The sequence below is a fragment of the Pseudomonas sp. CBC3 genome (assembly GCF_037967085.1).
Taxonomy (GTDB): domain Bacteria; phylum Pseudomonadota; class Gammaproteobacteria; order Pseudomonadales; family Pseudomonadaceae; genus Stutzerimonas.
Window position 1 is genome coordinate 38,657 of record NZ_JBANEO010000002.1, and the last position, 19,983, is coordinate 58,639.

The window sequence follows — 19,983 nt, forward strand, 5'->3', positions numbered from 1 at the left end:
TCGCTGGGGGCGGCATTTCCGATAGGGTGATGCTCCGTTGCAAGCCAGTAACGGGAAGGCCGTTCATACTTTAGGATTACAAAACAAATCAAACCTTAGTGCGCTTAACCCTCCGCTGCCGTGTGGTTAGGGTGAGCCTACTTCGAACCAACCAGGAGCGCCTCATGACAAAAACAACAAGGCAAGGAATCTTCCAGCCCAAGGCATTGGCTCTCGCCGTTGCGCTGGGAACTGCCGCACCGGCTTATGCCGTTAGTTTCAATATCGGGGAAATCGAGGGGCAATTCGACTCGGCAATGTCCGTTGGGGCTAGTTGGGCAATGGATGATCCCGATATGGATCTCGTAGGTGCAGCCAATGGCGGTACCGGCTTTACTCAGACTGGTGACGATGGCCGTCTGAACTTCAAAAAGGGCGAGACCTTCTCGAAAATCTTTAAAGGCATTCATGACCTCGAACTGCGCTATCGCGACAGTGGCGCATTCATTCGTGGCAAGTACTGGTATGACTTTGAACTGAAGGATGAAGATCGTCTGTTCAAGGATATTAGCGACAGCAACCGTAAAGAGGCTGCGCAGTCATCTGGTGCCCAGATTCTCGATGCTTTCCTCTACCACAACTATTACTTAGGCGACCTGCCTGGCACGGTGCGTGTCGGTAGGCAGGTCGTGAGCTGGGGTGAAAGTACCTTCATCGGTAACTCGATCAACTCCATCAATCCGCTCGACGCCGCCGCCTTCCGCCGCCCTGGTGCAGAAATCAAGGAAGGTCTGATTCCAGTCAATATGCTGTATCTGTCCCAAAGTCTGAGTGATCGCCTGAGCATGGAGGCGTTTTATCAGTTGGAGTGGGACCAGACCATCATCGATAACTGCGGAACCTTCTTCTCTGGAGCGGACGTAGCGGCTGATGGCTGTGATAGCAACTATCATGTAGGGCCCGCGGCACTGGCAGGTGCGCTGAATAGCCCTCTAGGGGCATACGCAGGTGCGAATGGCGTAACCTACACGAGCGAGGGGGTAATGATTCCTCGCGGTGGCGACCGTGACGCACGGGATTCAGGGCAGTTCGGCCTCGCGCTGCGTTGGCTCGGAGATGCCACTGAATATGGTTTTTACTTCATGAACTACCATAGCCGTACGCCGATCTTGAGTTCCCAGACGGCGGGTATGGCGACATTCGGCACATCGCAGACGGTCGGTGGTGTCGCCGGTGGTGTCGCTGGTGACGCCGCCTTCGCTCAAGCTATCGCCGCCGGACTTCCGCCAGCCCAGGCTGCTGCACTCGCTGCCCAGGTGGGCGCTCAGGCGGGCGAGGCAATCGGTGGTGCCATCCTGTTGGGCAACGGGCAGTACTTCCTCGACTATCCTGAAGATATCCGCCTCTACGGCATGAGCTTCTCGACTACTCTCCCTACAGGTACCGCCTGGTCGGGTGAAATCAGCTATCGCCCGAATGCACCCATTCAGATCAATACTACTGACGTAACGCTGAACCTGACCGATCCAGCGCGAGCAGGTTTGGAGAACCGTGGTTACAACCGCAAAGAAATCACTCAACTCCAAACAACCTTTACACACTTTTTTGATCAGGTGCTAGGTGCTGGTCGTGTAACCGTTGTTGGTGAAATTGGATATGCCCATGTCGGCGGCCTCGAGAGCACCAGCGAGGTACGTTACGGACGTGATGCGATTTTTGGTACCACCACCGACGCGCTTGCGCTGGCTGCCAATGGTAGTCACGGCTTCGTAACCGCCAACTCCTGGGGCTACCGTCTGCGCGCCCTCGCCGACTACAGCAACGTATTCGCCGGCGTTAACCTGACGCCGAACCTGTCCTTCTCCCATGACGTCGATGGTTACGGCCCGAACGGCTTGTTCAACGAAGGCTCCAAGGCCGTCAGTGTTGGCGTAGACGCGGTATACCAGAACACCTACACCGCCAGCCTTTCGTACACCGACTTCTTCGGTGGCGACTTCAACATGCTGACCGACCGTGATTTCCTCGCACTGAGCGTGGGTGTGAACTTCTAAAGGAGGCCGCTTCAAAAGTCGCCGAGCGGAGCCTGCAAAGGCTCTGCCGCGCGACTAGCTTCATGCAAGGCCTCCGGCCAAAACAAGATCAAGAGGAACTGGAAGCGTATGAAAACAACAAGAAAACTATTCAGTGTCTTGGCCCTCTCGCTGCTCGCAAGCAGCGTCATGGCCGCTGTATCTCCCGAGGAAGCCGCGAAGCTCGGCAATTCATTGACTCCGCTCGGTGCCGAAAAAGCCGGTAACGCCGACGGGACCATCCCTGCGTGGACTGGCGGTCTGCCTACTGATGCCGCTCCGTTGGTTAACGGCCACCTGACCAACCCCTTCAAGGACGAAAAACCCGAGTTCGTCATCACCGCGCAGAACGTCGAGCAGTACAAGGACAAGCTGACCGCAGGTCAGCAGGCGATGTTCAAGCGTTATCCGGAAACCTACAAGATTCGCGTATTCCCGACGCATCGCAGCGCTGCCGTGCCTGACGCCATTTACGAAGCGGCCAAGAAAAGCGCATTGAATACCGAACTGGTTGGCGGGGGTAACGGGGTCGACAATTTCGCCGACAGTCGCTACTACGCCTTCCCGATTCCGAAGAGTGGTCTGGAAGTCGTCTGGAACCACATCACCCGTTACCGTGGGGGTAACGTACGCCGCAATATCGTCCAGGCCACCCCGCAAACGAACGGCAGCTACACCCTGGTGCACTTCGAGGATGAAGTGGCGTTCCCGAGCGACATGACGGATCTGGATCCGGAGCGCGCCAAGAATGCGCTGCTGTTCTTCAAGCAGCGGGTAACGGCGCCATCACGCCTCGCCGGTAATGTGTTGCTAGTGCACGACTCGCTTAATCAGGTGAAAGAGCCGCGTCAGGCCTGGATCTACAACGCCGGTCAGCGTCGCGTCCGTCGCGCTCCGCAGGTTGCCTACGACGGTCCGGGCACCGCGTCCGACGGTATGCGTACCACGGACAACTTCGACATGTTCAGCGGCGCGCCTGATCGCTACGACTGGAAATTGATCGGCAAGAAGGAGCTGTATATCCCGTATAACAGCTTCGAAATCAACTCCAGCGATGTGAAGTACAGCGACATCCTCAAGGCCGGTCACGTCAACCAGGATCTAGCTCGTTACGAGTTGCATCGTGTCTGGGAGATCGAAGCCAACCTCAAGGATGGCGAGCGCAACATCTACGCCAAGCGCCGTTTCTTCGTCGACGAGGATAGCTGGACCATCGTGCAATCCGAACTCTATGACGGTCGCGGCCAGCTGTGGCGCGTCGGTGAGGGGCATATGGTGCAGTACTATCAGCATCAGGTTCCAACCTTCGCCTTCGAAGCGCTCTACGACATCATCTCGGGTCGCTATATCGCGATCGGCATGAGCAACGAAGAGAAAGCGCATGAGTTCGGCTACAAGGCGTCGGCTCGGGACTTCACACCCGCCGCTCTGCGTAATGCCGGGGTGCGCTGATCGATTGAAATCCACGTAGTGAATAAGGCGGCCGTTTGGCCGCCTTTTTTTTTCTTGCGAAGCGGAGGATGATACTTTTTAGCCAGTAGTGAGGCCGGATATCGCGCAGAGCAGGCTGAGCACTTTGCTCGAGTCGACAAAAGCAGCGGGATCGTGCAGGTTATTACCGCAAAAGCGCAACGATACGGTTCAAGGTTGTAGGCCCTCGGAGCAGGGTCTTTGGCTGCGCTCATCGCGTTTTCAATGGACTGACACGAATAAGAGAAACCTCGCCATGTCCGTACGCTTCAACCCTGGTGCACTTAGCACAGAGGCCGCCGCGCAGGTTCAAGTTGCGACTATTCCGCGTTTACCCCCCATTCATATTTCCAGACCGCGGCTGGTAGAGGCACTGCTCGAAGCCCATTGCCGCCTGCGTTTGATCTGCGCACCAGCGGGTTTCGGCAAAAGCGTGTTGATGAACGAGTGTGCTCGGCGAATGCCTGCTGACACGCATCTCGTATGGCTTGATCTTGGCGGGCGGCCGTTCTCCGTCGAGGCGCTGCATGCTCAACTGAGTCGGGTCCTCGGTATCCCCTCGGCACCGAGCGGAGACGTGCAGCAGGATCTCGTCGATCTGTTGAATGACTTTCCGCGACCGCTCTGGATCATGCTCGATGACTATCCGCGTGAGGCCGCCGTACAGTTCGATGCCTGCCTTGACCTGCTTCTGGAAAGAGGTCCCGAGTCCGTCAGTTGGTGGGTGAGTAGCCGCCGGCAACCAGCGTGGAAATTGCCCCGGCTTTTGCTGCAGGGTGACCTGTTCGAACTGGAAGCCGAGGCGTTGGCGCTCACTGCCGGCGAGCTCAGGCAGTTGCTCGAAGCACACCGTCTGGAGTTGGCTGACGACACCTTCAAGAGATTGTTGGCCGGTAGCGAAGGTTGGTTGGCCGGCGTCAGCCTGTTGCTGCTGAATGCAGATGAGCAGGCGGTGCGCGAGCGACTGGTAGCGGGAACGCCATTGCTGAGAGATTACGTTCAGCGAGAAGTGCTCGAAGGGCAGAGCGAAGACGTTTGCCGGGCACTGTTCGCGCTGGCGCAAATGCCACGTTTTTCACCGCAGCTTTGCGAACATGTGCTCGACGGAAGCGGTAGCGACATTCTGGATGTGCTGAAGACCTTCCAGCTGTTCATTCGGCAGATCGACAATTGCGGTGAGTGGTTTCGTCTGTGGCGCCCCTTTGCATCGATGCTACGACGGATGCCGGAGACCGTTTCACCGACTCAGGTCCATTTGCGTGCGTGCCAGTGGTTCGCCAACCGCGGCGAGATGCGTGAGGCAGTGGAACATGCGCTTTGGGCGGGGCAGCCCGAGGTCGCCGCCAATTTCTTGCAGCGTTACGGACAGGAGCAATTACTGATCGGCGACAACGTCTCGCATTTTCTGAAATGGCGCAGCGAGCTGCCGCAGGATTTGTTCAACAGCACTACTCGACTGATCGTGCTGCATGGCTGGGCACTGATCATCTCCGCCCGGCTCGATGAGGTAGATAATTGTCTTGCCGATCTGGCGAAGTTCTTTCCCCAGCCCGACGCCCGTCGCCAGGCGCAACTGCTGGCCCAATGGCAAGCGCTACGTGGCTTTCTTGCGCGACTGCGAGGGGAGCCGGAGGCCAGGAGTTATTGCCTCCAGGCGCTTGAGGTTTTGTCAGATCATGCCTGGGCGCAGCGAGTACTCTGTTATCAGGCGTTATCTCAGCACGCAATGGCTGAAAGCCAGCTCGAGCTTGCGCAGCACTACAACAGCGAAGGAATGAAGCTGGCTCGGCTCAAGGGCAGCGTGTTGTATGAAGCGATGCTCAACGTCGACCGAATTCAGCTGCTGGAGCTGACTGGGGAGTTCGAGCGCGCGGTAGGTGTGCTGGACGAGTCGCTGCTGGTGCTGCGCGACAACGTCAGGCACAGCCCCATCATTGGTCGCCTAAAGTTGCTGCAGGGCCATCTGTTGGCGTATCAGGGGCTCGACGAGCTGGCGCGGGAAGCTTATCAGCAGGGGCGAATCGAGACTGAAACCTGCGGAGATTCCTACGTTTTCTTTGGCTACGCCGGGCTGGCGGAGCTGGCGGCTCGCAAGCAGGAATTTCCGACGGCGTACCATTGGTTGCGTGAAGCTGAGCGGCTGGCGCAGTGGCGGCATGTGCCGGAGGCGCGATTCCGCGGCATCCTGCTATTGATAACGGGTCTGACCTGGCTTCATCAGGAGCAATTGAAAAAAGCCAGGGCTGTTTTCATGCAGGTGCTGGAGCTTTACAAAGGACACAGCTATCTGGCCCCGTCGGGGTTTTACGAGTTGCTGCCACGGGTGCAGCGCTATCTTGCCGTGATCGATCTGCTGTCGGGACGTTGCTCGCTGGCCATCGACACGCTGCGCGAGCTGATCGAGCAGAATCTGCGTTCGCAGCGATTAGGTCTGGCCTGTGAGTGCCGGTTCACGTTGGCCGAAGCGCTGCAGCTGGATGGTCGGCATGAAGAGGCGGAAGTGGAGCTGCGCAAAGCCCTTGGGGAGGCGGCCAGGCAGCACTTGATCAAGCCGCTGTACGAATTGCAGCATCGTCAACCACAATGGCTCGCCAGAATTTTGCCAGTCAATAAAGGTGAAAGTCTGCGAGATCGGCTTCTGCAGTTCGAGCGTGAGCCTGACGAGGCTGTTGCGTCAAACGAGGAGGTGGTTCTGAGCAATCGTGAGCTCACGGTACTGCGCCTTATCGCTCAGGGATGTTCGAATCAGGAAATTGCCGAACAACTCTTTATTTCGCTTCACACCGTCAAAACCCATGCTCGTCGTATCAATACCAAGCTGGGCGTCGCCAGGCGTACGCAGGCTGTAGCTCGCGCCAAGGCTTTGGCTTGGCTCTGATCGGTTCGGATGAAGGCGAAAGCGACCGAGACGGGCGCAGCGGTGCGGCGCGCGGCGCCAAAACATCGCGTCGGCAGAACCAGAAGTCTTTTTATTTTTGTCGGAAGAACAGCGCGGGGGTAGCAGCTACTGCAGGCGTCAGGCGTCGATTATTGAGTGGCTGAGGTTGAATGCTTGGCCAGCCGATAGAGGCTGGCGTGTTCACCACGTTCGATCGCCAAGCTGAACTGCAGGCTGGTGATCAAGCGTTCGAGCTGCTGCTGGTCCCGCCATTGGCTGGTGCTAATGAATCGTTTGACCGCCACGCCAGCTGCGTCAGTCAGCGTCAGCAGAATACTGCCGTCAGGTTTTTCGATGCTGAAATTGACGTTGTAGTGGGGCTGAAACACATCGCTGATTTTTTTGAATGGACTGTCCATGCCGGTTACCTGGTTTGGATGACTGCACGCAATGGACCGGCGGATCGAATGACAAGTTTCGCCCGTTGGGCGTGTTTCCCTGTGGCGATACGTAGCACCGGACGGGTGCGATGAGGGGGGCGCCATCACTCTTCGGTCGTGGCTGGCAGCTCAGTAAGTACTTCTGGATTGTTCTTGAAAGCCTTGGCAAACAGGTCTCGATGCCGGGCCATGAAGATGCCTATGTCATCGGCCTGCTGTTCGCTCAGGGATGGAGAGGCCTTCTGCAACGCTGCAGCGAGGGCTTCGGCCAGCTCAAGCATTTTGTCGTGACGATCGGCTTCGGCTTTATCCATGAATAAACGCTCCAGGTCCCGGCTGCTGCGGTACACCACTTCGACGGCCATCAACCACCTCGGCTAAATTGAGTTACTGGTTTTTTATACAGCATATGCCGCCCGGCGACGAATGAAAAGCGCTTGTGTGTCCTATGGCCATCTCAATGATCGAAGTGCCCTTGAAGCCGCTCGGCCCGAAACTCCAGGCTACTGCCGCGATAGCCGGCGCGCAGCGGCGGCAAGGGGAAGCAGAATTCCCAGCGTTGGCCGGGTTGCAGGTCACCCGGCCCGCGGTATTGAGGCGCGTCGTAGTTCGATGTCACCAAATCTAGGCTGGAGCCGGGCGGATAGGCGCCGATCTCCCAACGCAGGCTTCGCAATGGCTGCGGACTATGGTTGTCGATCGTGATACGCAGCGGCTGTGCCGCCGGACAGGTCGCGGGTGCGTATTCCAACCGTAGTTCGAGCTGAGCAAGCAGGCGTTCTTCACGTTGTTCCTGCCAGATCACCCACGCGGCAACCAGGCCCACCCCGAATAATGCTCCCAGTGAGATTGGAATCGCTCGAACGGGATAGCGAATCAGCAGGATCACCCAGGTGGCGATCAACAGGGCGCCGATCAGCACGATCGGTCGCCTTTCGAGTGGGCAGGCATCAATACCTCGATTTCGATTGAGTCCGCGAACATGCTAACGCTGACTAGGTTGGGTTGCGACCGCGTCATGCGCAGGTACGCGCTGGTCAGTCGTCTTTGGCCGGTTGGGCATGGCTGGCGAGTCGCTCAAGCGCGGCCTTGAGTCTCGGATCTGTAATGCCCTGCGCGGTTTGCTGGATGTTGTCCGCCGCGCTTGCCGACAGTTCCGGTGCCGGCCCGGGTTTATATCGGGGCGCCTCGGGAGGTTGGACTTTGAACTGGATCCGGTTCAGCCCGGTGAATTCGTTCATGCCTTGCAGTTGCCGTTGCAAGCGGCGTTGTTGATAGCGCAGACGCGTCGCCCAATGGCCGTCGGTGACGATGAGGAGAAGAGTGCCCTCACGCCACGAGGCCACACGGCAATACTCTCGCGCTGCGGGCTGCAACTGGCTTTCGACCAGCCGCTGCAGGTGGTCGAGCCGTCTTGCCTCGCCGAACAAGGCTTTCAGCGGCTTCGCCTCGCGTAGCAGCGCAACGGGTGCACGGGCCGGCAGGGGACGCAGCGACATGGTCAAGGCTCGAACTGGAAAGGATGAGCGGGCTATCTTAGCAGAAGCCTCGGATATCGCCGGGTCGGCCGATCGAGGCGGTGAACGTAGATAGGCAACTGGCCCATCTGTAGTTGGGCCGCATGTGCTGGCAGATAGCCCTTGCGGCTTCGGACGTGACCGTGCGGTCGGCAACTTACCGCATGCTTGGCTGCCTTGGCTGCGCAGTAAGGCACCTTTCCTCTCGGACGTTTCCGAGTAGAATGCCCCCTTTGCACGCAGCCGTGGTGGCCCTGCGGCCGTGCCTCCATCCCCAGCATGGAAGTCCTTGTCGATATGTTTGCGCCTTTAATGAAGAAGCTCTTTGGTAGCAAGAATGACCGTGAGGTCAAGCGCATGCTCAAGGCGGTACAAGCCGTCAATGCGCTCGAAGAGCAGATGCTGTCTCTATCTGACGAGCAATTGCGAAGCAAGACCGAAGAGTTCAAGGCCCGCCTCGGCCAAGGCGAGACCCTCGACCAGATTCTCCCCGAAGCCTTCGCGGTCTGCCGCGAAGCCGGCAAGCGCGTGATGGGCATGCGTCACTTCGATGTACAGCTGATCGGTGGCATGACCCTGCATGAGGGCAAGATCGCCGAGATGCGCACCGGTGAAGGCAAGACCCTGGTGGCAACGCTCGCGGTCTACCTCAACGCGCTCGCTGGGAAGGGCGTTCACGTGGTCACGGTGAACGACTACCTGGCGCGCCGCGACGCCAACTGGATGCGTCCGCTATACGAGTTCCTCGGTCTCTCCGTAGGCATCGTCACGCCATTCCAGCCACCGGAAGAAAAGCGTGCCGCCTATGCCGCCGACATTACCTACGGCACCAACAACGAGTTTGGCTTCGATTACCTGCGCGACAACATGGCGTTCAGCCTTGCGGACAAGAACCAGCGCGAACTCAACTTCGCGGTGATCGACGAGGTGGACTCGATCCTCATTGACGAAGCGCGGACGCCGCTGATCATTTCCGGTCAAGCCGAGGACAGCTCCAAGCTTTATCAGCAGATCAACCAGCTGATTCCGCTGCTCACGCAGCACATCGAGGAAGAAGAGGGTGTCGTCACTCAAGAGGGCCACTTTTCCATCGATGAAAAGACCCGCCAGGTCGAGCTGAACGAGCAGGGCCACCAGTTCGTCGAGGAGATGCTCACCCGCGCCGGGCTACTGGCCGAAGGCGAAAGTCTTTATTCCGCACACAATCTGGGATTGCTGACACATGTCTATTCCAGTCTGCGCGCGCACAAACTGTTCCATCGCAACGTCGAATACATCGTGCAGAACAACCAGGTTCTGCTGATCGACGAGCACACCGGTCGTACCATGCCGGGTCGCCGTCTTTCCGAAGGTCTGCACCAAGCCATCGAGGCGAAGGAAAACCTGCCGATCCAGCCGGAGAGCCAGACCCTGGCCTCCACGACCTTCCAGAATTACTTCCGTCTGTACAGCAAGCTTTCCGGTATGACCGGCACCGCCGATACCGAAGCCTTCGAGTTCATGCAGATCTACAGCCTGCCGGTCATGGTCATTCCGACCAACAAGCCGCTCGCGCGCAAGGACTACAACGACCTGGTCTATCTGACCCAGGAAGAGAAGTTCGCTGCGATCATCACCGACATTAAGGATTGCCAGAACAACGGCCGCCCGGTTCTGGTCGGTACGGCGACGATCGAGAGTTCCGAGTACGTGTCGCGGCTGCTGGAAAAGGAAGGCATCGAGCACAAGGTGCTCAACGCCAAGCACCACGACAAGGAAGCCGAGATCATTGCGCAGGCCGGTCGCCCGGGCGCGGTGACCATCGCCACCAACATGGCCGGTCGCGGTACCGACATTCTTCTCGGCGGCAACTGGGAGGTTGAAGTCGCTGCGCTGGAGAACCCCACAGAAGAGCAGATTGCGCAGTTGAAGGCCGACTGGCAGAAACGCCATCAGGCGGTTCTTGAAGCCGGTGGTTTGCATGTGATCGCTTCCGAACGTCACGAATCGCGTCGTATCGACAACCAATTGCGCGGTCGTGCCGGTCGTCAGGGCGATGCCGGTTCCAGCCGTTTTTATCTGTCCCTTGAAGACAGCCTGATGCGCATCTTCGCCTCGGATCGCGTCAAGAATTTCATGAAGGCGCTGGGCATGGAATCCGGCGAGGCCATCGAGCATCGCATGGTTACCAACGCCATCGAGAAAGCGCAGCGCAAGGTCGAAGGTCGAAACTTCGACATGCGCAAGCAGCTGCTGGAGTACGACGACGTTGCCAACGAGCAGCGCAAAGTCATCTATCACATGCGCAACAGTCTGCTTGCGGCCGATGAAATCGGCGAGACCATCGCCGAGTTCCGACGTGAAGCGCTCGATTCCGCTATCAGCCAGCACATTCCGCCGCAGTCGCTGCCAGAGCAGTGGGATATCACCGGCCTAGAAGCGGTGCTGTACAGCGATTTTGGTGTTCGTTTGCCGGTTCAGCAGTGGCTTGACGAAGACGAGAAGCTCTACGAGGAAACCCTGCGCGAGCGCATCCTGCAGGCCCTGATCGACGCCTACAACGAGAAGGAAGAAATGGCTGGCGCAGAGGCGCTGCGATCCTTCGAGAAGCAAATCGTCCTGCGTGTGCTTGATGATCTGTGGAAAGATCATTTGTCGACCATGGATCATCTGCGTCACGGTATCCATCTGCGCGGTTACGCCCAGAAGAACCCGAAGCAGGAATACAAGCGTGAGTCGTTCACGCTGTTCCAGGAGCTGCTCGAATCGATCAAGCGCGACAGCATTCGCGTCCTTTCCCACGTCCAGGTCCGCCGCGAGGATCCTGCCGAGGAAGAGCAGCGCCTGCGTCGCGAGGCCGAGGAACTGGCGCAGCGCATGCAGTTCCAACATGCCGAGGTCTCGGCGCTGGAGCAGTCCGATGAAGAGCCGGAAGCTGCGGAAGGCGCGGCCGCTGCTGTCGCTCCGGTGCGAGTTGAGCCGAAGATCGGACGCAACGAGCCGTGCCCCTGCGGCTCCGGCAAGAAATACAAGCATTGTCACGGGCAGGTCCAATAACCTGAACCATCCGTTATGACCCGCGCCGCGACCGGCTTAGCCGCTCGCGGCGTTTTTATCCCTGCTTCGCGGTGGCCGAAGGCCATCTATTCGTCCTGAGGAGTGCATCAATGGCTGTCGGTCTTGGTCCTTTACCTACATTGCACCCGGTACCGGGGTTCGAACTCGGCATCGCTTCGGCCGGTATCAAACGGCCCGGGCGTAAAGATGTAGTGGTGATGCGCTGTGCGGAAGGTTCGACCATTGCTGGCGTGTTCACACTCAACGCCTTCTGTGCCGCGCCGGTCATCCTGGCCAAGCAACGTGCACAGGGAGCGGTCCGCTACCTGCTCACCAATACCGGGAACGCCAATGCTGGCACCGGTGGGCCGGGCATGCAGGCAGCGATTCGTAGCTGCGCCAGCCTCGCCAAACTGGCCGGCGTCGATGAAACGGCCATCCTGCCATTCTCCACCGGTGTGATCGGTGAGCCGCTTCCCGTCGAGAAAATCGAAGCGGCATTGCCCGCCGCCTTGGCTGACCTGGACGAAAATCGCTGGGCCGAAGCGGCAACCGGCATCATGACCACCGACACCCTGCCCAAGGGTGCCAGCCGTCAGTTCGAGCACCAGGGCGTTACCGTTACCGTTACCGGCATATCCAAAGGCGCCGGCATGATCCGCCCGAATATGGCCACCATGCTCGGCTACATCGCTACCGATGCGAAGGTCAGCCAGGCCGTATTGCAGGACCTGCTACGCGATGCGGCTAACAAGTCCTTCAACCGCATCACCATCGATGGCGATACCTCGACCAACGACTGCTGCATGTTGGTAGCGACCGGAAAGGCGGCGTTGCCGGAAATCACCGAAGCCAGCGGCGAGCTGTTTGCCAAGCTCAAGCAGGCCGTGTTCGAGGTGAGCATGGACGTTGCGCAATCCATCGTGCGCGACGGCGAAGGCGCCACCAAGTTCGTCACGGTGACAGTCAACGGCGGCAAGAACCATCAGGAGTGCCTGGATGTCGGCTATGCCGTTGCCCACTCGCCGCTGATCAAGACCGCACTGTTCGCCTCCGATCCGAACTGGGGTCGCATCCTCGCGGCGGTTGGCCGTGCCGGCGTGCCGGAGTTGGATGTCAGCAAGATCGATGTTCATCTCGGCGCGGTCTGTATCGCCAGCAAAGGCGGCAGATCGCCGAGCTACACGGAAGAGCAGGGCGCTGCGGTGATGGCCGAGGAGGAGATCGAGATTCGTATCGAGCTGGGCCGCGGTAGCTGCAGCGAGACCATCTGGACCACCGATCTGTCGCATGAGTACGTGCGGATCAATGCCGAATATCGAACGTAAAGCAGTTGAAGCCTTAAGCTGGAAGCTTGAAGACAGAGCGCGGCAGGCCGTGCGGACTGCCCCGACACTTCTTTCCACCTTCCAGCTAATGAATTAGCCATGAACCGAATCCATGTCGCCGCCGCGGTGATCCGCTCCCCTGACGGCCTCGTTCTGATCGCCAAGCGCCCGCTCGACAAACATCAGGGCGGGCTCTGGGAGTTCCCAGGCGGTAAGGTCGAAGCCGGCGAAACCGTCGAGGCCGCGCTGGCGCGAGAGCTGCAGGAAGAGCTGAACATCGCCGTCACCGAAACTCGTCCGCTGATTCAGGTGCGCCATGATTATCCTGACAAGCAGGTTCTGCTGGACGTCTGGGAGGTGCTGGCCTTCTTGGGTGAGCCGCATGGCGCCGAGGGCCAACCGCTGGCCTGGGTGAAGCCTGCGGACTTGCCGAACTACCGTTTTCCGGCGGCGAACCGGCCGATCATTACGGCGGTGCGTCTGCCCGATCAGTACCTGATTACGCCTGATGGCCTGTCTCCTCAACAGTTGCTGGACGGCGTTGCTCGGGCACTGGATGCGGGCATCCGGCTAATCCAGTTTCGAGCGCCATCCCTGTCCCACGTCGCTTACCGAGCGTTGGCGGCCGAGATCATAGCGATGTGTTCCGGGCGGGCGCAGTTGATGCTGAAGGGACCGCTGGAATGGGCGGACGAATTTCCCGTGGCCGGCTGGCATCTGACGGCTGAACAGCTGCGTGATCATGCCGGACAGGGCAGGCCGCTCCCGCTCCGGCAATGGCTCGCAGCCTCGTGTCATGATGCCGCTGAGCTGGACTTGGCCATGGCGATGGGAGTCGACTTCGTCACGCTCTCACCGGTACTGCGGACCGCCACTCATCCTGGGGCACAGCCTTTGGGTTGGCCACGCGCCGCTGAATTGCTGGTAGGCTTCAGCCAGCCCGCTTATCTGTTGGGCGGGCTCGGTCCCGCCGATCTGGCGCAGGCCCTGCGAGTGGGCGGCCAAGGCGTCGCAGCGATCCGGGCGTTCTGGCCGCATTGATAACTGGCGCGATCACACGCATCGACAGGCCTGATCCGAATTGCCGGTCAATGCCGTGGTCGTATCCGATGCCGTCGCAATAGAAGAGATGGTTGCGATAGTTAAAGTTTATCGCTGCTATTTTCTCAATCAATTAACCGTATGCGGTCAGCTGCGTTATCGTAGGCCCCGTTAAATTTCTGAATCCCAAAAGGAGTTAGCAGATGTCTCTGATCAACACCCAAGTTCAGCCGTTCAAAGTCAACGCTTTCCACAATGGCAAGTTCATCGAAGTCACCGAAGAGTCCCTGAAGGGCAAGTGGTCGGTGCTGATCTTCATGCCGGCAGCTTTCACCTTCAACTGCCCGACTGAGATCGAAGACGCTGCCAACAGCTACGCCGAATTCCAGAAGGCTGGTACCGAGGTGTACATCGTTACCACCGATACCCACTTCTCGCACAAAGTCTGGCACGAGACTTCCCCGGCAGTAGGCAAGGCGCAGTTCCCGCTGATCGGTGACCCGACTCATCAACTGACCAACGCTTTCGGCGTACATATCGCTGAAGAAGGTCTGGCTCTGCGTGGCACTTTCCTGATCAACCCGGAAGGCGTGATCAAGACCGTGGAAATCCATTCCAACGAAATCGCTCGCGACGTATCCGAAACCCTGCGCAAGCTGAAAGCTGCCCAGTACACCGCCGCGCATCCGGGCGAAGTCTGCCCTGCCAAGTGGAAAGAAGGCGAGAAGACTCTGGCTCCTTCGCTGGATCTGGTCGGCAAGATCTAAGGTTCATTCGCTCGAATGCCTTGCATGCTATAGGGGCTGTAACCCAGCCTCTCTAGCCCAACGCCTGGATGCGGTTTATCCAGGCGTTTTATTTTCTGCATTTTCATATTCGGACTACGGGGTACCGCCGCTCATGCTGGACACCAATCTCAAGACCCAGTTGAAAGCCTATCTGGAAAAGGTCACTCAGCCGTTCGAGATCGTCGCGTCCCTCGATGACGGTGAGAAGTCCCAAGAAATGCTCGCCCTGCTGGAAGACATCGCCAGCCTGAGCGACCAGATCACCCTGCGCACCGATGGTGATGATGCTCGTCGCCCGTCGTTCGCACTCAACCGCATCGGTGGCAACATCAGCCTGCGTTTCGCCGGCATCCCGATGGGCCACGAGTTCACCTCTCTGGTGCTCGCCCTGCTGCAGGTCGGCGGCCATCCGTCGAAGACCGCACCGGAAGTCATCGAGCAGATCAAGAACATCGAAGGCGACTACAGCTTCGAGACCTACTTCTCGTTGTCCTGCCAGAACTGCCCCGATGTGGTCCAGGCGCTGAACCTGATGGCCGTGCTCAACCCGAACATCCGCCACGTCGCCATCGACGGCGCGCTGTTCCAGGACGAAGTCGAAGCCCGGCAGATCATGTCCGTACCGAGCATCTACCTCAACGGTGAACTGTTCGGCCAAGGCCGCATGGGCGAAGAAGAAATCCTCGCCAAGCTCGACACCGGCGCCTCGGCGCGTGATGCCGAGAAGCTCAGCGCCAAGGAGGCCTTCGACGTACTGGTTGTGGGTGGTGGGCCGGCTGGCGCCGCGGCAGCTATCTATGCTGCGCGTAAGGGCATCCGTACCGGCGTGGCGGCCGAGCGTTTCGGCGGTCAGGTGCTGGACACCATGGCCATCGAAAACTTCATCTCGGTCAACGAGACCGAAGGCCCGAAGCTGGCCCGTGCGCTGGAAAACCACGTGCGCGAATACGACGTGGACATCATGAACCTGCAGCGCGCTGCGGCATTGGTTCCGGCCTCGGCCGAAGGCGGCTTGCACGAGATCAAGCTGGAAAACGGCGGCTCGCTCAAGGCCAAGACACTGATCCTCGCCACTGGTGCGCGCTGGCGTGAAATGAACGTACCCGGCGAGCAGCAATACCGCGGCCGTGGCGTCGCATACTGCCCGCACTGCGACGGCCCGCTGTTCAAGGGCAAGCGCGTAGCGGTGATCGGTGGCGGCAACTCGGGCGTGGAAGCGGCCATCGACCTGGCCGGCATCGTCGCTCAAGTCACGCTGATCGAGTTCGACAGCCAGTTGCGTGCCGACGCCGTGCTGCAGAAGAAGCTGCACAGCCTGCCCAACGTCACCGTGATCACCAGCGCGCTGACCAGTGAGGTCATCGGCGACGGCCAGAAGGTCACCGGACTGATCTACAAGGACCGCAACTCCAGCGAGTTCCACAACCTGGAACTGGAAGGCATCTTCGTGCAGATCGGCCTGCTGCCGAACTCCGATTGGCTGAAGGGCACCGTCGAACTGACTTCGCGCGGCGAGATCATCGTCGATGCGCGGGGTGAGACCTCGCTGCCGGGCATTTTCGCGGCGGGCGACGTCACCACGGTGCCGTACAAGCAGATCGTCATCGCCGTCGGCGAAGGCGCCAAGGCTTCGCTGAGTGCCTTCGACCACCTGATCCGCAGCTCCGTCGAAGACTGAGCCTGACGGGCACGAAAAAGGGGGAGTAGATTTCGGTCTGCTCCCCCTTTTCGTTTTTTGGGGATCGCTACGCTGAGGGCTGAGGGCTGAGGGCTGAGGGCTGAGGGCTGGCCGCGAAGGATAGATAGCGGCGTTCCGGGGTCTATTTCATTACACCGGATCCGCGTCGGTCGGGTGGAAACGAGCGAAAGATGCGGCAATGGACCGCTTCGTCGCACATGTACCAGTCGTCCATGGAGCGAATCCATCTATGAAAAAAGCGGATACGCCGCAAGACGTCCGAGGCGCTGTTGTAACGCTTGCCAATCGATCCAGTGAACCTCAACACGAAAGAGTCGTGCACGAGCAGCTCGCCAAACGCCTGGCTGAGTTGCAGGGCTTCGTCTTTCTCGGCGACTACGACCGCAGCACCAGTTATCCACATCAGCTTTACTTCGTTCCCTCCGGCACCGTGATCGGCACCGAGCAGGCACGTGAGCTGGGGCTTGAGAGCGAGCAGGATCTGTTCGGCGGGGTCGTACCGCATGCATTCATCGAAACCAAGGCCATCACGCATCCGCTGGTACGGCCGGATGCCGACTCGCCGTTGGGCTGGTCGCGAGGTTTCACCCGGCGCGTCACGGGCGGCGTTCTGCCCGGTTACAGCGTTTTTTCCCTACACGATGCGCGAGAGGCCGGACGGCGATTGCTTAACGAAGGCGCGCTGCGCATCAAACCGGTGCGTGCCACCGGTGGGCGAGGGCAGGAGCGGGTGACGACCGAGCAGGAGCTCGACCATGCCCTGGAAAATATCGACGAAACCGAACTCAGCCAGTACGGGCTGGTACTCGAAACGCACCTGGATGACGTGACGACTTTCAGCGTCGGGCAAACTCGCGCAGCGGGGAGGGTACTGAGTTACTACGGTACCCAGCGGCTGACTCAGGACAACACGGGTGTAGCGGTCTACGGTGGCTCGGATCTGTTGGTCGTTGAAGGCGATTTCGATGCCCTGCTAAACCTGAATCTGCCCGAAAAGATCCGTCTGGCCATCTCCCAGGCTCAAATCTACGACGCTGCCGCCTCGGCCTGCTTTCGCAATTTCTATGCTTCTCGGCGCAACTACGATATCGCTCAGGGCGTCGATGGCAGAGGGCGCGCCTGCTCCGGTGTGCTGGAGCAATCCTGGCGCATTGGCGGTGCCAGCAGTGCCGAGGTTGCGGCGCTGGAGGCGTTTATCCGAGGCGAGAGCGGGCCGGTCGTGCGTGCGTCATCGGTTGAAGTCTACGGTGAATCAACCGTGCCCGAAGGCGCAACGGTGCTGTTTCGCGGCGAGGACGCCGAGGTCGGCTTCATAACCAAATACGCAGTGGTGGAGGCTCATGGCAACCCATAGTGAAAGCGTGGATATCCTCGTAGATGACGAGCACATTGCCGGCACCTTTCTGTCGCCTCCGACGAAATTGCCGGGTGTGCTCTTCGTGCATGGCTGGGGCGGTAGCCAAGAGCGCGACCTGACCCGCGCTCGCGGTATTGCTGGTCTGGGCTGCATCTGTCTGTCGTTCGATCTGCGCGGCCATGCCCAAACGCTGGCGCAACAGCAGACTGTCACGCGTGAGCAGAATCTGCGTGATCTGATGGCGGCCTACGATCTCTTGGTACAGCATCCGAACATCGATCCTTCCGCGATCGCCGTGGTCGGCACCAGTTACGGCGGCTATCTGGCTGCGCTGCTTACTTCCTTGCGTCCGGTCAAATGGCTGGCGATGCGCGTGCCGGCGTTGTACAGGGATGATGACTGGGCGATACCCAAGCGCCAGTTGAGTCGCGATCTGCTCAATGAGCTGCGTGGTCGGCGGGTCGCTCCCGAGGAGAATCGGGCGTTGGCGGCCTGTGCCGAGTTTCGTGGCGATGTATTGATCGTCGAGTCCGAGCACGATCATCTGGTCCCGCACAGCACGATCATGAGTTACCGGGCGGCATTCCATCAGACCCATTCTCTGACTCACCGCATCATCCTTGGGGCCGATCATGGTCTGTCCCATGAGAATTGCCAGCAGGCCTACACCGATATTCTCGTCAAATGGGCCACCGAGATGGTCGTTGGTGGACGTGTCGGCCAGCAGCACGGTGCAGCCGCCGCGCGGTTGGGCTAGCCCGGCGGCGTCGGCGGCTCGATAGGGCCGACGAAGCGGCTCCAGCGCCGGTCGAGCACCTGCTGCTTGAGCACTTCGATGACATCGACCAGCAATTCCTCCAGCGCTAGATCGGTGTTTTCGTCCTGATACACCCAGGCCTCGAAGCATTCGTCAGCCAGGCTGCGAGCCAGGCGCTGGAATTGCGCGCCCCGCAGCCCGTCTACCGCGCCTTGGAGAAGCCGTGCCGCGATATCGGCGAGCGCATCGTCCAGGGTATCGACGACCCGGTCGCCAAGCGGCAGGCGACGCAGGCGAATGACCTCCGGGTTATTCGCCAGCGCCTGGTGGATCAATCCGTCGACATAGCCTTCGATGGCGCCGCGGTTGTCCCGATAGCCGTTCTCCAGCATGGCGTTCAGGCGACGAGATAGATCGTCGAGCAGCCGCTCCTTGCGCGGTCTTACCACCTCCTGCAGCAGCCGTCGGGAAAGGTCGTCGCTGGCACCAATCTCTTGCTGCATACGGCTGAACAGCCGAACCATGACGCGATCGGACAGCTCTTCCAGCAGCAGCAGGTAATAGCGGTGGACCAGTCCGTAGACCGGCCACCGGCGCATGTCGATAAGGCCCAACCGTTGCAGACGGATCAGCAAGCTGCCGACCCGCAGTACGCGCAGCCAGCGGAAACCGCTCAGAGGGATGCAGCCGAGTACGTCATACCAGTGAGCGAATGGGTAGTAATACCAGCGTGCATAGCGCCGTTCGAACAGCGCAATGGTCCAGCCAAGCAGCACGTCGAAAATGAATACCGCGACGAAGCCGAGATCGATCAGCTGGAAGTTGCGGTGGATCAGCGTGTCGTAGCGCCGATGCAGCTCGGGCAACCATCCGGCGAAGGCCTGGTTGATCGGCTGCACCATGAACAGACTGTCGAACAGGATCAGCCCGAGATTGATGCACACCAGCAGGACGATGAACGCTTCCCACGCGGCGTGCAGCCCGTCGTGCAAGCGTTCGCGCTGGCCTGCGGCTGGCTCAGGCATCGGTGCTGGCAGGTACGCTGGCGGGTTGCCAGAGAATTTCGGCACAGCCTTGGCGACGCGCGATCAGGCGAGCCACGACGAAGAACAGGTCCGACAGGCGATTCAGATAAGCCAGTCCGACCGGGCGCAACGGCTCGATGGCATTGAGCTGCTGGCAGCGCCTTTCGCTGGTGCGGGCCATGCTGCGGCATAGATGCGCGAGCGCGATCAGCCGGGTGCCGCCAGGCATGATGAAGTCTTCGAGCGGTCCGAGCTCCGCATTCCAGCGGTCGATCGCTGCCTCCAGGCGCGCTACCTCGGTAGGAGTCAGCGCTTGATAGTCCGGCATCGCCAGTTCGCCGCCCAAGTCGAATAGGCGATGCTGGCAGGGGGCCAATACTTCGATCAGCTCAGCCAGATCTGGCCAGCGCGTCTGCGCTTCGGCAAGTTCGGCAAGCAACAGGCCCAGTTGGCTGTTGAGCGTATCGATTTCGCCCATGGCTTCGACCCGCGGGTGGTCCTTGGGGACGCGGCGGCCATCTGCCAGGCCGGTTTCTCCGGCATCGCCGGTGCGGGTATAGATCTTTGACAGTCGATTGCCCATCTGTAGGTTCCTG

At 59.7% G+C, this 19,983-nt stretch carries 16 protein-coding genes; 10 read left to right on the top strand and 6 right to left on the bottom strand.

Annotated features, from left to right (window positions below):
* Positions 1-164 precede the first annotated feature (164 nt).
* From V6943_RS07345 to V6943_RS07355, 3 genes are all read left to right on the top strand, one after another.
* Positions 165-2,033 (top strand): DUF1302 domain-containing protein, encoded by a 1,869-nt coding sequence (locus V6943_RS07345; protein ID WP_340553070.1) that lies wholly within the window; start codon positions 165-167, stop codon positions 2,031-2,033.
* 108 nt (positions 2,034-2,141) lie between these two features.
* Positions 2,142-3,503, top strand: coding sequence for a DUF1329 domain-containing protein (locus tag V6943_RS07350; protein ID WP_340553071.1), 1,362 nt, complete (start codon positions 2,142-2,144; stop codon positions 3,501-3,503).
* A gap of 274 nt (positions 3,504-3,777) precedes the next feature.
* Complete coding sequence (locus V6943_RS07355) at positions 3,778-6,399, top strand: LuxR C-terminal-related transcriptional regulator (protein ID WP_340553072.1); 2,622 nt, start codon at positions 3,778-3,780, stop codon at positions 6,397-6,399.
* Between the two features lie 149 nt (positions 6,400-6,548).
* On the opposite strand, the gene V6943_RS07360 is transcribed toward V6943_RS07355, so the two are convergent.
* The 4 genes from V6943_RS07360 to V6943_RS07375 all read right to left on the bottom strand — a co-directional run bounded on the left by V6943_RS07360 (position 6,549) and on the right by V6943_RS07375 (position 8,338).
* Positions 6,549-6,818 (bottom strand): DUF3509 domain-containing protein, encoded by a 270-nt coding sequence (locus V6943_RS07360; RefSeq protein WP_131651002.1) that lies wholly within the window; start codon positions 6,816-6,818, stop codon positions 6,549-6,551.
* Between the two features lie 125 nt (positions 6,819-6,943).
* Positions 6,944-7,204, bottom strand: a complete 261-nt coding sequence (locus tag V6943_RS07365; protein ID WP_131651003.1) for a YebG family protein — start codon at positions 7,202-7,204, stop codon at positions 6,944-6,946.
* Positions 7,205-7,296: 92 nt separating this feature from the next.
* Positions 7,297-7,761: a multidrug transporter gene (locus tag V6943_RS07370; protein WP_340553073.1), complete on the bottom strand. Its 465-nt coding sequence runs from the start codon at positions 7,759-7,761 to the stop codon at positions 7,297-7,299.
* A 115-nt stretch (positions 7,762-7,876) separates the two neighbouring features.
* A complete protein-coding gene (locus V6943_RS07375; RefSeq protein WP_131651259.1) occupies positions 7,877-8,338 on the bottom strand; it encodes a DciA family protein in 462 nt (153 codons plus the stop codon).
* Positions 8,339-8,653: 315 nt separating this feature from the next.
* Here V6943_RS07375 and secA point away from each other — a divergent pair, with 315 nt between their 5' ends.
* The 7 genes from secA to V6943_RS07410 all read left to right on the top strand — a co-directional run bounded on the left by secA (position 8,654) and on the right by V6943_RS07410 (position 18,362).
* Complete coding sequence (gene secA, locus V6943_RS07380) at positions 8,654-11,392, top strand: preprotein translocase subunit SecA (protein WP_340553074.1); 2,739 nt, start codon at positions 8,654-8,656, stop codon at positions 11,390-11,392.
* A 110-nt stretch (positions 11,393-11,502) separates the two neighbouring features.
* The gene (gene argJ / locus V6943_RS07385) at positions 11,503-12,720 is read left to right on the top strand and encodes a bifunctional glutamate N-acetyltransferase/amino-acid acetyltransferase ArgJ (RefSeq protein WP_340553075.1); all 1,218 of its coding nucleotides are present in this window, start codon (positions 11,503-11,505) and stop codon (positions 12,718-12,720) included.
* A gap of 99 nt (positions 12,721-12,819) precedes the next feature.
* Complete coding sequence (locus V6943_RS07390; RefSeq protein WP_131651007.1) at positions 12,820-13,761, top strand: Nudix family hydrolase; 942 nt, start codon at positions 12,820-12,822, stop codon at positions 13,759-13,761.
* 203 nt (positions 13,762-13,964) lie between these two features.
* Complete coding sequence (gene ahpC / locus V6943_RS07395; protein ID WP_131651008.1) at positions 13,965-14,528, top strand: alkyl hydroperoxide reductase subunit C; 564 nt, start codon at positions 13,965-13,967, stop codon at positions 14,526-14,528.
* 133 nt (positions 14,529-14,661) lie between these two features.
* On the top strand, positions 14,662-16,227 hold the full coding sequence (gene ahpF / locus V6943_RS07400) for an alkyl hydroperoxide reductase subunit F (RefSeq protein WP_340553076.1): 1,566 nt from the start codon (positions 14,662-14,664) through the stop codon (positions 16,225-16,227).
* A gap of 250 nt (positions 16,228-16,477) precedes the next feature.
* Positions 16,478-17,602 (top strand): DUF3182 family protein, encoded by a 1,125-nt coding sequence (locus V6943_RS07405; protein WP_340553077.1) that lies wholly within the window; start codon positions 16,478-16,480, stop codon positions 17,600-17,602.
* Positions 17,589-18,362 carry an alpha/beta hydrolase family protein gene (locus V6943_RS07410; protein ID WP_181102016.1) on the top strand — a complete coding sequence of 258 codons (774 nt, stop codon included), beginning with the start codon at positions 17,589-17,591 and terminating at the stop codon, positions 18,360-18,362. The genes V6943_RS07405 and V6943_RS07410 overlap by 14 nt, the downstream gene beginning before the upstream one ends.
* On the opposite strand, the gene V6943_RS07415 is transcribed toward V6943_RS07410, so the two are convergent.
* Together V6943_RS07415 and V6943_RS07420 are read right to left on the bottom strand one after the other, a co-directional pair.
* Positions 18,359-19,387 (bottom strand): ion transporter, encoded by a 1,029-nt coding sequence (locus V6943_RS07415; RefSeq protein WP_340553078.1) that lies wholly within the window; start codon positions 19,385-19,387, stop codon positions 18,359-18,361. The genes V6943_RS07410 and V6943_RS07415 overlap by 4 nt on opposite strands.
* The gene (locus V6943_RS07420; protein WP_340553079.1) at positions 19,380-19,970 is read right to left on the bottom strand and encodes a cob(I)yrinic acid a,c-diamide adenosyltransferase; all 591 of its coding nucleotides are present in this window, start codon (positions 19,968-19,970) and stop codon (positions 19,380-19,382) included. Before V6943_RS07420 ends, V6943_RS07415 begins: the two co-directional genes overlap by 8 nt.
* Positions 19,971-19,983: the final 13 nt, after the last annotated feature.

Coding starts and splice junctions, on each gene's coding strand:
- V6943_RS07345 (WP_340553070.1), top strand. CDS start 165: ATGACAAAAACAACAAGGCAAGGAATCTTCCAGCCCAAGGCATTGGCT.
- V6943_RS07350 (WP_340553071.1), top strand. CDS start 2,142: ATGAAAACAACAAGAAAACTATTCAGTGTCTTGGCCCTCTCGCTGCTC.
- V6943_RS07355 (WP_340553072.1), top strand. CDS start 3,778: ATGTCCGTACGCTTCAACCCTGGTGCACTTAGCACAGAGGCCGCCGCG.
- V6943_RS07360 (WP_131651002.1), bottom strand. CDS start 6,818: ATGGACAGTCCATTCAAAAAAATCAGCGATGTGTTTCAGCCCCACTAC.
- V6943_RS07365 (WP_131651003.1), bottom strand. CDS start 7,204: ATGGCCGTCGAAGTGGTGTACCGCAGCAGCCGGGACCTGGAGCGTTTA.
- V6943_RS07375 (WP_131651259.1), bottom strand. CDS start 8,338: ATGTCGCTGCGTCCCCTGCCGGCCCGTGCACCCGTTGCGCTGCTACGC.
- secA (WP_340553074.1), top strand. CDS start 8,654: ATGTTTGCGCCTTTAATGAAGAAGCTCTTTGGTAGCAAGAATGACCGT.
- argJ (WP_340553075.1), top strand. CDS start 11,503: ATGGCTGTCGGTCTTGGTCCTTTACCTACATTGCACCCGGTACCGGGG.
- V6943_RS07390 (WP_131651007.1), top strand. CDS start 12,820: ATGAACCGAATCCATGTCGCCGCCGCGGTGATCCGCTCCCCTGACGGC.
- ahpC (WP_131651008.1), top strand. CDS start 13,965: ATGTCTCTGATCAACACCCAAGTTCAGCCGTTCAAAGTCAACGCTTTC.
- ahpF (WP_340553076.1), top strand. CDS start 14,662: ATGCTGGACACCAATCTCAAGACCCAGTTGAAAGCCTATCTGGAAAAG.
- V6943_RS07405 (WP_340553077.1), top strand. CDS start 16,478: ATGAAAAAAGCGGATACGCCGCAAGACGTCCGAGGCGCTGTTGTAACG.
- V6943_RS07410 (WP_181102016.1), top strand. CDS start 17,589: ATGGCAACCCATAGTGAAAGCGTGGATATCCTCGTAGATGACGAGCAC.
- V6943_RS07415 (WP_340553078.1), bottom strand. CDS start 19,387: ATGCCTGAGCCAGCCGCAGGCCAGCGCGAACGCTTGCACGACGGGCTG.
- V6943_RS07420 (WP_340553079.1), bottom strand. CDS start 19,970: ATGGGCAATCGACTGTCAAAGATCTATACCCGCACCGGCGATGCCGGA.